The following is a 12,233-nucleotide window of genomic DNA, read 5'->3' as shown; positions in this document are numbered from 1 at the left end:
CCCGGGCCGCCGCGGGGCCGGCCCGGGTCAGCCGAGGTAGTGGAACTCCGGCTTGGGGTGCATCAGGAAGTCGTGGTGGGAGATGTTCCACGCGTACGCCCCGGCCATGGCGAACGCGACCACGTCCCCGGGCGCGAGCGAGGCCGGGACCCGGCGGGCGAACACGTCCTTGGGGGTGCACAACCGCCCGACCAGGGTGACCGGCTCGGGCTCCGGGCGGCCGCCCGCGCCGCGGTGGATCACGGTGAACGGCTGATCATGGCCCTTGGTGACCGGGGTCCGCAGGTGGTGGGTACCGCCGGACAGGACGGCGAACCGCTCGCCGTGGACCCGCTTCACGTCGATGACCGTGGTGAGGTACCAGCCGCAGTAGGCGGTGAGGGCCCGGCCGGGCTCGATGCGGAGCGTCTCCCCGGGGGCGGCGAGCCGCCGCAGGCCCTCCCCGTATGCCGCCCAGTCGAACCGGTTCCCCGGCCGCCGGTAGTCCACGGCCATGCCCCCGCCGAGGTTGAACTCGGCCACCCCGAGCCCGCGGCCGTACTCCAGCACCGCGCGGGCGATCTCGAGGAGGGCGGGGGCGTCGAGGCCGCTGGCGAGGTGGGCGTGCACGCCCCGCAGCCGGGCCCGGGACGTGGGGAGCAGCCGCAGGCACTCGGCCACGCCCTCCGGGTCCATGCCGAACGGCGTCGCCCCGCCGCCCATGGTGAGGGCCGCGCCCTCCACCGGGACGCCGAGGTTCACCCGGAGCAGGATGTCGGCCGGGCCGGTGAGCCGGCGCAGCTCGGCCGGGCTCTCCACGTGCCAGCGGTGGACCAAGGGGGCGAGCGCGAGCTCGTCCGTGGTCTTGCCCGGGCCGCCGAAGCTCACCGGCATGCCGGGGACCACCTCGGTGACCCGCTGGAACTCGCCGGCGGACGCCACCTCGAAGCCATCGACGTACGGCGCGAGCGCGCGCAGCACCTTGGGGTCGGGGTTCGCCTTCACCGCGTAGTGGATCTGGGTTCCCGTCATCGCGTCGCGCACGGCCGCCGCGTGGCGGCGGAGCCCGTCCAGGTCGTACACGTAGGCGGGAATCTCGCCGAGCGACTCGGCGATCGCGCGAACCCCCGCGGGCACGTCCATCTCCGATCACCAGGCCTTTCCTGACCGGCCGGCCGAGCCGGCGCGCACGAACGGGTTGGGCACGGGGACGTATCCGGCGGCCCGGTCGGCCGCCCGGCGCCAGCGCACGCCGAGGTTGGCCTTGGCCGGGAGCGAGCAGCGGGAGAGCAGCTCCCGCACCGGGGGCCGGCCGCCGGCGTGCCGCGCGACCACCTCGGCGGCGACCGCCCAGAGCTCCCCGAGGAGCCGCTCGCGGTGCTCCGGGCGCCGGGCGTCGCGGGCGGAGGCGGCCACGGTGGCGGCGACCTCGGCGAGGTGGTTGACCACCAGGCAGTAGGCCATCCGGTTCCAGCCGCGCTCGGGTTCGTAGGTGAGCGCCGCCGCCACCCGGGCGGGCAGCCCGGACAGGTCGTGGCGGCCGGCGACGAGCTTGGTCCCCTCCAGGTCGCGGAAGATCACTTCGGCGGGGAGGGCGTCCGCGTCGACGCCGATGAGCACGTTCTGCAGGTGGGGCTCGAGCACGACCCCGTGGTCGGCGTAGGCGTCGAGCACGGGCGGGACGACCCGCTCCACGTACGCCCGCCACCAGGTGACCGGGTCGGCGGCCCGGCGGGCGCGCACCGCCTCCGGCACCCCGGGCGGCGCCCCGGCGGACGCGGCCGGGCCGTACGGCGGGGCGGCGAGGGCGCCGGCGAGGAGCGGGGTGACCCCGGCGCCGCAGACCTGCCACGGAGCGGAGCGCACGATCACGCCGAGCCCTTCGAGCAGCCGGGTGCCGAGCGCGGCGGAGCGGTAGCCCGGCTCGGGCAGCCACCGGGTGCCGGGGTGCCGGCCGGCCAGCTCGTCGAAGACGGGGCGGAGCCGCCTGGTGAGCTCCACCGCGCCGGCCAGCTCGTACCAGGCGTTCTTCCGCACGCAATTGGTGATCCGCACGTTGAGGCTGAACTTGAGGCAGACCCCGGTGCCCGGGTGGTACACGGTGCGGACCGACGAGGTGGGGACGGCCAGGCCCGGGCAGTGACCGAGGTCGATGAGGCGGCCGTCGGCGAGCGGCCCGGCGAGGTCGGGGGCGAGCAGCTCGAGCTGCCAGGGGTGCGCGGGGAGCGGCACGTACCCGGGCGGCGCGAGCCCGAGCCGGTCGAGCACGGCGGTGTCCCCGCCCTCGGCGACGAGGTCGGCGCGGACCCCGAGCAGCCGCAGCCGGAACCGCGCGTGCGCCTCCGGCGCGTACCCGGGCGCGGCCACCCCCGCCTTGGGCGACGGGTGGAACGGGTGGCCGGTCACCAGCGCCTGCTCGGAGGCGAGCCAGGGGTCGGCGGGCGGGTCGGCCCGCTCCCGGGCGGCGAGCAGCGCGGCGATGGCGTCCCGGCTCGCGGCCACCTGGGCGCCGAACTCGTCGTTCACCTCGCCGCCCGCGCCGAGCTCCCGTTCGATCAGGCCGACGAGCTCGGCCGAGGTGAGCCGCCGCCACGACCCGCCCTCGAGCAGCTCGGCCGGCCCGGTGAACCGCAGGGCGATCCCGCCGCCGGCCCGGGTCCGCACCGGGGTGCCGGCGATCCGCGCGGTCAGGTACGGCCCGGCGGTCCGCACCCGGCCGCGCGGGCCGGCGATCTCGCGGATGCAGCAGCGCAGCAGGGCCGCCACGGTCGCCTCCTCGGCGAGGGCGAGGTGGCGGGCGCGCACGGTGTCCGACATCGGGAGTCCCTCGGGGTGGGGTTCATGACGGGAAGCGGAGGTAGTTGGGGCCGGTGGTGCCGTAGTACTTGTTGACGTCCCGGGCGCCGGTGCGGCGCTTGTCCACGAGCGTGCCGGCGATCAGCATCGACTTGGCCACCAGCCGGTCCGCCTCGAGCGTGCGGGCGCGCAGCAGCCGGGCCATCGGGTCGTCGCCGAACGGGGCGAGCGCGGCCGAGAGCGCCTCCCGGACCATCGGCGCCGCGCGCTCCGGCAGCGCGCCGTACGCCACGGCCATCGCGGCGAGGTGGAGGGTGATGGTGACGAAGAGGTCGGCGAGCGCGTGCGGGTCGTCGGTGAGCATGCGCTCGTCGGTGAAGTCCGGGACCGGGAGCCCGGCCGCGCGCAGCAGGGCCGGGGAGGCGAGCAGGCCGTCGTTGTCCTTCACCAGCAGCCGCATGGGGCCGTCGCCGAAGACCAGCGCCAGGTTCTGCTGGTGGGCCTCGAGCGCGATGCCGTACCGGACGAAGAGGGTGACGTTCCACTCCAGCAGCACGGCGAGGTAGTCGCGGAGCAGCGCCGCGGGGTCGCCGCCGGCGAACCGGTCGGCGAGGTCGTGCAGCACGAGCCGGCGCTCCCCGCCCCGGCCGCCGGGGAGCTCGGCGAGGAGGGCGGCGACGGAGACGATCTCCCCCTCGGGCAGTTCGCGGACGAGCCAGCCGAGGTACTCGTGGCCGGCGTGCCCGTGGCACTGCTCCCCGGCGGGGACCACCCGCAGCCCGGGCTCGCGGGCGAGGACCTCGCGGAGCAGCGACTCGGCGAGCGCGGTGTCCCGGAGCGTGCCCGGTTTGATCGACCGCCGGTTGCGCAGGCCGAGCGTGCTGGTGGGCAGAGGCAGCTTCAGGTGGGTGCGCGGGCCGACCTCCACCGTGCGCATGGAGAGCGTGGGCCGCACGGTCAGGTACGGCGCGGACGCGGGGATCACCCCGGCGATGCGCCCGGCCAGCGGCAACGTGAGCGGGTGGACGGGGAAGAGCACGTGCCCGCGGGCGAGCCCGGGGTCGAGGCCGACGTCCGCCCACCCCGGCCACCACGGTGGCAGGCCGGGCGCGCCGAGCGTGACCCGCTCCCGGGGGACGGCCGCCCAGGTGAGGGCGAACTCCGGGGCGAACTCGGGGGCGTAGGCGAGCAGCTCGGCCGCGGTGAGCCCGCGGCGGCAGCGCGCGGTGGGGTAGAGCGGGTGGTCCACCGTGGCGGCGAGCGTCTCGTAGAAGATCGTGGCCCGGCCCGGGCCGGGCCCGCCGGCGGCCGTGAGCCGGGCGGCCAGCTCGTCCCGGTGCTCGTGGTGGAGCCGCATCGCGGCGAGCGCGTCCCGGCACTCCCGCTCGAAGGCGGCCACCCCTGGGGCGTCGGCCGGGTCGGCGACCGCGGCCAGCGTCTGGAGCACCTCGCCGAGCCCGGGCGGCCCGCCGTCCCCGGGGTCCGCCCCGCCGGGTTCCCGGACCGCGAAGTCCTGGAACGGCCAGCCCGGCGCGAGCCGTACCCGCCGGCCCGAGGCGAGCACGAGCGCGGGGCCGCGCCGGTCCCGGGTCACCCGGGAGGCGATCGACCCGTAGTTCTCCCGGAGCAGCGTGTTCAGCACGCGGGCGGCGAGGCGCCGTTCCAGCTCGCCGGCCACGGTCATGCGATCACCCAAGGGTGGTCCGCGCAGAACGACGCGAGGGCGGTGTCGACGCTCGCCCGGTCGGGGCCGATCGCGCGCACGATCCCGAGGTAGTCGCGGTTGGTGCCGGTCACCGTGATCCGGTCGCCGGCCGCGCGGAGGGGGCGGTGCCAGAGCCGCACGTCGCCCCGCCGCTCGCCGGCCACGGCCGGAGGGGCGCTGGTGATCACGCCGGACTCCCCGGCGACGAGGCTCAGCGCGGTGCCGTGCACGCCGTCCCGGCGGAGCGCGGGCGGGGTGGCGAAGGAGCGGCCGGGGCCGGTGGTGGCCTGGGGGAGGAGCGCGGAGAGCGGTTCGCCGGCGTGCACGCGGAGGATCCACTCGAAGACCGGCACGCCGAGGAGGTCGGCGAGGAGGAACCCGCAGTCGTCGCCGATCAGCCGGTAGTTGATCTCGATGATCCTCGGTCCCCGCTCGGTCGCGACGTACTCGGTGTGGCACGCGCCGAAGCCGACGCCGACCGTGGCGAGCGCGGTGGCGAGGTGGCGCAGGTGCCCCCTGGGCCGCTCGGGCGACCAGTCGAGGCGCTCCTCGATGAAGCGGGGGAGCGGGCCGAGGGTGGTGCGGAACCCGCCGAGGATCCAGGTGGCGTGGCCGTCGCCCAGGGTCTCGAGCGTGTACAGCGGCCCTTCCAGGTACTCCTCGGCGACCAGCACGTCGTCCGGCCGCCGGGTCCGGATGTCGGCGATCGCGTCGGCGAGCTCGGCCTCGTCCCGGACGAGGAACACGTCCTCGCTCGCCACGCCCAGCGCCGGTTTGACCACCACCGGGTACGGCAGGTCCGCCGGCGGGGCCGTGCCGGGCGGGAGCCGTACCGACCGGACCGGCTCGACCGCGGCGAGCCGCCGCCGCATGAGCGACTTGTTCTTCGCGGTGGCGCACGCGCGCCAGTCCTTGCCCGGCAGCCCGAAGTACTCGGCGACGAGCGCGGTCTCCGCCTGGATGTGGTCGGAGTCGGAGAAGATCACATCGGGCGGGTGGTGACCGATGATCGTGTCGATCATCGCCCTGGGGTCGCGTACGTCGGTCGCGATGGCCTCGTGCTCCGGATACCGTTCGGGCCGGTCGGTGAGGATCGTGACGTCCCACCCCAGCGCCGCGGCCGCGGGCAGGAACCCGTCGAGCACCGACCCGGTCGGGTTGAGCGCCGTGAGGTATAACCGCACGCAGGCTCCTCCGTGAGGCGAACCTAAGTACGAATCGTAAACCGGAGGAAGATCACTGCGCGGCGGTGACGCAGCCGGGCTCGCGCGTGTTCCCGCCGCCGGGCGTGCGAGGATGAAGCCGTGCGACCCACGGACCGCCTGCTCGGACCCCTGCTGCTCTCCAGGACCTCGATCGACCGCGCCGCGGCCCTGCGCCACGACGAGCGGTGGCTGGAGCAGGCGTGGGCGGAGGAGAAGACCCGGGTCCTCGTCGTGCACGAGGGCAGGACGCTGATCCACCGGTACGGCGACGGCGCCGCGCTCGTGCTGCTGCCGCCCGCGGAGGCCCCGCCCGGGCCGCGGTACCTGCTCGGGGTGGACGAGGACGGCGTGGCGTACTTCGCGGTGCGGGCGCCGCTCCCGCCCGGGGAGGTCACCGGGCTGCGCCGCGCGGCCGCGCTCCTCGACGACCGGGACGCCGGGCTGTTCGTCTACGCGGTCGCCCTGGAGGAGTGGCACGCCACCCACGAGTACTGCCCGAGGTGCGGCACCCGGACCGACGTCACCGCAGCGGGCCACGTCCGGGTCTGCCCGAAGGACGGCAGCCAGCACTTCCCCCGCGTCGACCCCGCGGTGATCATGCTCGTCCACGACGACGAGGACCGGGCCCTGCTCGCCCGCGGCCCGTCGTGGCCGGAGGGCCGGATGTCGGTGCTCGCCGGCTTCGTCGAGCCGGGCGAGTCGCTCGAGCACGCGGTGATCCGCGAGGTGAAGGAGGAGGCGGGGATCACCGTCACCGACCCCCGCTACCTGGGCAGCCAGCCATGGCCGTTCCCGCGCAGCCTCATGCTCGGCTTCTTCGCCCGCGCGGTCACCACCGAGCTCCACCCGGACCCGGCCGAGATCGCCGAGGCGCGCTGGGTCACCCGCGAGGAGCTCGCCGCCGCGCTCGACGCGGGCGAGCTCGCCCTGCCGCCCCAGGTGTCGATCGCCCGCCGGCTCATCGAGACCTGGTACGGCGGGCCGCTCCCGGGTGCCGGCACCTGGCGGTAGCGCGCCGTGGCCGTGCGCCTCGTCGTGGGCAAGGGGCGGAGGGCACGCGCGAGCGCAGGAGCGGAGCCGCTCACCGGAACCGGTCCGGGCCGCCCGGCCGCCGGCAGGGGCGGGGACGCCGGACCCGGCGCCTCTCCGCCGTGGCCCGGCCGGTGACGGCCACCTGCTCCGGGGCGTGACGGCCACCTGCTTCAAGGCGGCCTTTCCCGCCTCGATGCGGGCGGGCCCCCTCCGCGGTGGGCCGGTCCGGCATGGACCGCCGCGGCGAGGCTCCGGTCCTGCGATGGGCGGGCCGCCTCCGATGTCCGGTCCCGCGCTCGGCCGCCCGCCCTGGACTGACTTGGCCCGAGGCTCGGCCGCCCGCCCTGGACCGACCGGGCCCGAGGACCGGCCGGCCGCCTTGGATGACCGGGCCGGCGTCCGGCTAGGCGGCCTGGCAGGCCCCCTCGAGGTGCCGCTTGATCTCGGCGATCGACGGGTTGGTCATCACATGGCAGTCGGCCACGACCGTCGGCACCACGCGGTTCCCGTTGTTGACGCTCATCACGAACTCGGCGGCCTTCGGGTCACGCTCGACGTCGATCTCCTCGAACGGGATGCCCTCCCGGGTGAGCTGGCTCTTCAGCCGGCGGCAGGGGCCACACCAGCTCGTGGTGTAGACGGTCAGCGCCATCGTCGTCCTTTCTGTGCTCGCCGCAGGATCTCCACCTGGGCGTCATAGGCAACCGATCTCCGCGCGGCGTTTGTTCCCGCCGGCCCTACTGCGGCCCGGTGGGCCCGGGGCCCGGCGGTGCATGCCGGTGGTCCGGCGCCCTCGGCACCGTGGTCCGGTGCACCGTTCGCGCAGGCGGTCCGGTGCGCGGCCGGCGCCGGCGGTCCGGGGTGCGGCGGCGGGCGCCGGCGCACCGGTTCACCGGTTCACCGAAGCTCGTGCCCGAGGACGGTTCACCGCGGGCGCGCCGGGGCAGGATTCGCCGATCGCGTGCCGGCGGGGCCGGCCACCGGTGCCCCCGCCGGCGGGCCGGCCACCGTGCGCCCCCTCGGCGGGTTCAGCGGCGGCCGAGCCGCGCCGCGATCCACGCCTGCACGCTCGCGGAGACCCCGGGGTGGCGGTAGACCGCCGAGCTGTGCCCGGTGCCCGGGACGACCTTCACGGTCATCGGCACGCCGACCTCGCCGAGCGCCTGCTTCAGCAGCTCGCTCTGGTACGGCGGCACGAACTCGCGCTCCGAGTGCGCGGTGAACAGCGGCGCGTCGCCCGGCGAGGCGTGGAAGGCCGGTTCCATGCTCGACCAGGTGTCCGGGCACTCGGTGGGCGTGCAGCCGCCCGCGAGCTGCACGGCCGCGTCGCGGAGCCGGCGCTGCTGGGCGGTGGCGAACAGGTCCTCGCCGTCGGAGTAGGCGGTGAGCGGGGAGACCACCGGGGAGATGCCGACGACCCCGCGCAGGCCGGGGCGGCCGTTGCCGTACGTGCCGACCGACGCGGCGATGTGCCCACCGGCGGAGAAGCCGAGCACCACGTAGCGGTTGGCGTCGGTGTTGAACCGGCGGGCGTGCTTGCGGACGAGCTCGATCGCGGTGATCACGTCGTTCCGCTGGGCCGGCCACGACGCCACCCCGGAGAGCCGGTAGTCGACGTTGACCACGGTGTAGCCCAGCCGGGCGTAGCTCCGGCTCAGCGAGGTCAGGGCGAGCCGGCTGCCGCCGGACCACCACCCGCCGTGGACGAGGAAGATCGCCGGCCGTGGCCGCCCGGTCGGGTGCCACCAGACGTCCATCCGCTGGTGAGGGTGGCGGCCGTACGCGTACGAGCGCATCTTGATGCCGGAAGCCCTGCGGGACGGGCTCGGGCTGGGCGAGGGCTGCTGGGCCGCCGGGGACGGCGACGCCGAGGGCGATGCCGCCGGCGCGGAGGGAGTGGGCGTGCCGGCGGCACCCTGATTCACTGCGGCGTTCGCCCCGGCCGGTGTGGCCAGGGTGGCCACGGCGAGCACCGCCGTGCCGATCGCCGTCCGCGCCGCTCTCTTCACGATGCGTTTCCTCCCGTGTTGCCTTCGCGTGCCCTGGACGGGACACACGCGGCGTGCTGCTGGAAGGATGATGCCAGCAACATGATCCGGCTCGCATGTTGGGAGATCGCACACCGTGGACATCCTGGAAGGGCTCGATCCCGAGCAGCGTGAGGTGGCCCTCGCGGTCCGTGGCCCGGTGTGCGTGCTCGCCGGCGCGGGAACCGGCAAGACGCGCGCGATCACCCATCGGATCGCCTACGCGGTCCGCACCGGGGTGGTCGAGCCGCAGTCGGTGCTCGCGGTGACCTTCACCACCCGGGCGGCGGCCGAGCTCCGGCACCGGCTGCGCGCCCTCGGCGCCCCCGGCGTGCAGGCCCGCACCTTCCACGCGGCCGCGCTGCGCCAGCTCGGCTACTTCTGGCCGATGGTGATCGGCGGGCGCATGCCCCAGGTGATCGAATCGAAGCTGCCGCTGCTCGCCGAGGTCAGCCGTGGGGTGCGCGGCGGCGTGGACCGCGGCGAGCTCAAGGACCTCGCCGCCGAGATCGAGTGGGCGAAGGTCGTCCAGGTGGGGCCGGAGGACTACCCGGCCGCGGCGGCCAAGGCCCGGCGCACCCCGCCGCTCCCCCCGGAGGAGGTGGCCCGGCTCTACGCGGCGTACGAGGAGCGGCGCCGGGAGCGGCACCTCATCGACTTCGAGACGATCCTGGAGCTCACCGCCGCCATGATCGCCGAGCACCCGGAGGTCGCGGCGCGGATCCGCGGGCAGTACCGCTACTTCGTGGTCGACGAGTACCAGGACGTCAACCCGCTGCAGAAGCTGCTGCTCGACGCCTGGCTCGGCGGGCGGGACGACCTGTGCGTGGTCGGGGACCCCAACCAGACCATCTACTCCTTCACCGGAGCCACCCCGCACTACCTCACCGGGTTCTCCGCCGAGTTCCCGTCGGCCACCGTGATCCGGCTGGTCCGCACCTACCGGTCCACCCCCCAGGTGGTCTCGCTCGCCAACCGGGTGATCGCCGGCTCGCCGCACCGGATGGAGCTGGTCTCCCAGCGGCCGGACGGTCCCGAGCCGGTCTTCACCGAGTACGACGACGAGACCGCCGAGGCGCGCGGGGTCGCGCACACCATCAAGCGGCTGATCGAGCGCGGGGTGCCGGCGAAGGAGATCGCCGTGCTGTTCCGGGTGAACGCCCAGTCGGAGGCGTACGAGCAGGCGCTCGGCGAGGCGGGCGTGCCGTACGTGCTGCACGGGCTGGAGCGGTTCTTCGAACGCCCCGAGGTACGGCAGGCCATGGTGCTGCTGCGCGGCGCGGCCCGGGCGGCCGAGCCCGAGCCGCTCGCCCCCGCCGTGCACGCGATCCTCGGCGGCATCGGGCTCACCCCGGAGCCGCCCACCGGTGGGACGGCACGGGAGCGCTGGGAGTCGCTCAAGGCGCTCGCCGAGCTCGCCGAGGACATGGCGGTCCAGGGCGCGGGCCTGCCCGAGTTCGTCGCCGAGCTGGAGCGGCGGGCGGCCGAGCAGCACGCCCCGTCCGTGGAGGGGGTGACGCTCGCCTCGCTCCACGCGGCCAAGGGCCTGGAGTGGGACGCGGTCTTCCTGGTCGGGCTCACCGAGGGGATGCTCCCGATCGTGCACGCGGAGACGCCCGAGCAGATCGAGGAGGAGCGCCGCCTGCTCTACGTCGGCATCACCCGGGCGCGCGAGCACCTCCACCTGTCGTGGGCGCTCGCCCGGTCGCCCGGTGGGCGCCGCTCCCGGCGGCCGTCCCGGTTCCTCGACGGCCTCACCCGGTCCGCCCGGGCCGTACGGGAGGAGCGGCCCGCCCGGTTCGCCCGCGGCCCGCGGCAGGCCGGGCCGGTGCTCTGCCGGATCTGCGGCCGGACCCTGGTGAAGGCCGCCGAGCAGAAGCTCGGCCGGTGCCTCACCTGCCCGGCGGACTACGACGAGGAGCTCCTGGCGCGGCTCAAGGCCTGGCGGGCGAAGGTCGCCAAGGAGGCCAAGGTGCCCGCGTACGTCGTCTTCACCGATCTCACCCTGCAGGCGATCGCGGAGCGGGTGCCGCGGTCGGAGGAGGAGCTGCTCGCCATCGCCGGGATCGGGCGGGCGAAGCTCGACCGGTACGGCGAGGCCGTGCTGGGTCTGTGCCGGGCGGAAGATACCTTTACTGGTGAGTAATCCCCCTGATTGCTGGAGGCCCCGTGAACCCGGCGCTCAAGGAACTCCTCGACCTGCTCGACCTGGAACAGATCGAGCTCGACATCTTCCGCGGGCGGAGCCCGGCCGAGCAGATCCAGCGGGTGTTCGGTGGCCAGGTGGCCGCCCAGGCGCTCGTCGCGGCCGGCCGTACGGTCCCGGCGGAGCGGGCGGTCCACTCGCTGCACGCCTACTTCATCCGGCCCGGTGACCCGTCCGTGCCGATCGTCTACCACGTCGACCGGGTGCGCGACGGGCGCTCGTTCACCACGCGGCGGGTGACCGGCATCCAGCACGGCAAGGCGATCTTCTCGATGTCGGCCTCCTTCCACATCCACGAGGAGGGCCTCGCCCACCAGGCCGTGGGGATGCCCGCGGTGCCCCCGCCGGAGGAGGTCCCGACCATCCAGGAGCGCCTGCAGGCCGTGGTGGGCGACGACCCGAACTGGCGCGACCTGCTCTCCCGGCCGCGGCCGGTGGACCTCCGCTACGTCAACGGGCTGCCGTGGGGAAGTGGCGAGGGGGAGACCGGGGCCACGGAGCAGAGCGTGTGGTTCCGCTACGACGAGGGGCTGCCCGACGACCCGCTGATCCACGTCGTGCTCGCCGCGTACGCCTCGGACTTCACCCTGGTCGACACCGTGCTGCTCGCCCACGGGCTCTCCTGGCGGTCGCCGCGGATGACCGCGACCGCCTCCCTCGACCACGCCATGTGGTTCCACCGCCCGTTCCGCGCCGACCAGTGGATGCTCTACCACCAGGAGACGCCATGGGCGGGGAACGCCCGCGGCCTGGCGCGCGGCCAGATGTTCACGGCCTCGGGTGAGCTCGCCGTCTCGGTGGTCCAAGAATGTTTGATTCGCGTCAGCGATGTCACGAAACTGTAAAAATCGCAGGTAGAAAATAAGTTGCTCGCTCGCGAGCGCGCGTTTAGGGTCTTGATCGACCCGGTTGAACGGTCTGCTTGACGCTGTCAAGCCGTCGCATGGATTGGAGGTGAGCCCCGGTGATCAGCCCAATGAAGGTCACTGCGCCGTGGCTCACTCCGGCATGCTTCGCCGCTGATCGCGCGTGGGCCGATCTGGCGCTTCGCGCCTCTGGCCAGCTTCTCGCATCCGCCGAGGCCGGCCCGGCTCTGCTCGCCGGCGCCGGTGACGTGTCCCTCGCTCTCGCCGGTGACGTGTCCGGCTACAGCGCGCATGTCAACGGAACGGCTCTTCTCGGCCGGCCGATGAACGACGAGCAGACCGACCGCATCGACGACGGCGGGGCGCTGGGTCCGCATTGCGCCTGGAGTGAACCGGTCAGACCCTGACCGGCCTTCG

Annotated in this window: 10 protein-coding genes; 4 read left to right on the top strand and 6 right to left on the bottom strand. The window is 74.9% G+C overall.

Annotated features, from left to right (window positions below):
- Positions 1–27: 27 nt before the first annotated feature.
- The 4 genes from TBIS_RS14755 to TBIS_RS14740 are packed head-to-tail and all read right to left on the bottom strand — an operon-like array spanning position 28 to position 5,664.
- Positions 28–1,122, bottom strand: a complete 1,095-nt coding sequence (locus tag TBIS_RS14755; protein ID WP_041431650.1) for a type III PLP-dependent enzyme domain-containing protein — start codon at positions 1,120–1,122, stop codon at positions 28–30.
- A 6-nt stretch (positions 1,123–1,128) separates the two neighbouring features.
- On the bottom strand, positions 1,129–2,796 hold the full coding sequence (locus TBIS_RS14750) for an IucA/IucC family protein (RefSeq protein ID WP_013133202.1): 1,668 nt from the start codon (positions 2,794–2,796) through the stop codon (positions 1,129–1,131).
- 22 nt (positions 2,797–2,818) lie between these two features.
- Positions 2,819–4,459 carry an IucA/IucC family protein gene (locus TBIS_RS14745; RefSeq protein ID WP_013133201.1) on the bottom strand — a complete coding sequence of 547 codons (1,641 nt, stop codon included), beginning with the start codon at positions 4,457–4,459 and terminating at the stop codon, positions 2,819–2,821.
- Positions 4,456–5,664: an ATP-grasp domain-containing protein gene (locus tag TBIS_RS14740; protein ID WP_013133200.1), complete on the bottom strand. Its 1,209-nt coding sequence runs from the start codon at positions 5,662–5,664 to the stop codon at positions 4,456–4,458. Before TBIS_RS14740 ends, TBIS_RS14745 begins: the two co-directional genes overlap by 4 nt.
- Positions 5,665–5,784: 120 nt before the next feature.
- On the opposite strand from TBIS_RS14740, the gene nudC reads away from it, so the two are divergent.
- Positions 5,785–6,696: an NAD(+) diphosphatase gene (gene nudC / locus TBIS_RS14735; RefSeq protein WP_013133199.1), complete on the top strand. Its 912-nt coding sequence runs from the start codon at positions 5,785–5,787 to the stop codon at positions 6,694–6,696.
- Between the two features lie 424 nt (positions 6,697–7,120).
- Here the strand turns inward: nudC and TBIS_RS14730 are convergent, their stop codons facing one another.
- On the bottom strand, positions 7,121–7,369 hold the full coding sequence (locus TBIS_RS14730; protein WP_013133198.1) for a mycoredoxin: 249 nt from the start codon (positions 7,367–7,369) through the stop codon (positions 7,121–7,123).
- 376 nt (positions 7,370–7,745) lie between these two features.
- Complete coding sequence (locus tag TBIS_RS14725; protein ID WP_158306189.1) at positions 7,746–8,474, bottom strand: alpha/beta hydrolase; 729 nt, start codon at positions 8,472–8,474, stop codon at positions 7,746–7,748.
- A gap of 367 nt (positions 8,475–8,841) precedes the next feature.
- On the opposite strand from TBIS_RS14725, the gene TBIS_RS14720 reads away from it, so the two are divergent.
- From TBIS_RS14720 to TBIS_RS14710, 3 genes are all read left to right on the top strand, one after another.
- Complete coding sequence (locus TBIS_RS14720; RefSeq protein ID WP_013133196.1) at positions 8,842–10,890, top strand: ATP-dependent DNA helicase UvrD2; 2,049 nt, start codon at positions 8,842–8,844, stop codon at positions 10,888–10,890.
- 23 nt (positions 10,891–10,913) lie between these two features.
- Positions 10,914–11,795, top strand: coding sequence for an acyl-CoA thioesterase (locus tag TBIS_RS14715; RefSeq protein ID WP_013133195.1), 882 nt, complete (start codon positions 10,914–10,916; stop codon positions 11,793–11,795).
- A gap of 119 nt (positions 11,796–11,914) precedes the next feature.
- A complete protein-coding gene (locus tag TBIS_RS14710; protein ID WP_148231539.1) occupies positions 11,915–12,223 on the top strand; it encodes a hypothetical protein in 309 nt (102 codons plus the stop codon).
- The last annotated feature ends 10 nt before the right edge of the window (positions 12,224–12,233 follow it).

This window comes from Thermobispora bispora DSM 43833, assembly GCF_000092645.1.
Taxonomy (GTDB): Bacteria; Actinomycetota; Actinomycetes; order Streptosporangiales; family Streptosporangiaceae; genus Thermobispora; species Thermobispora bispora.
The sequence above is the reverse complement of the archived record's forward strand: the minus strand, read 5'-3'. Positions and strand labels throughout refer to the sequence as shown.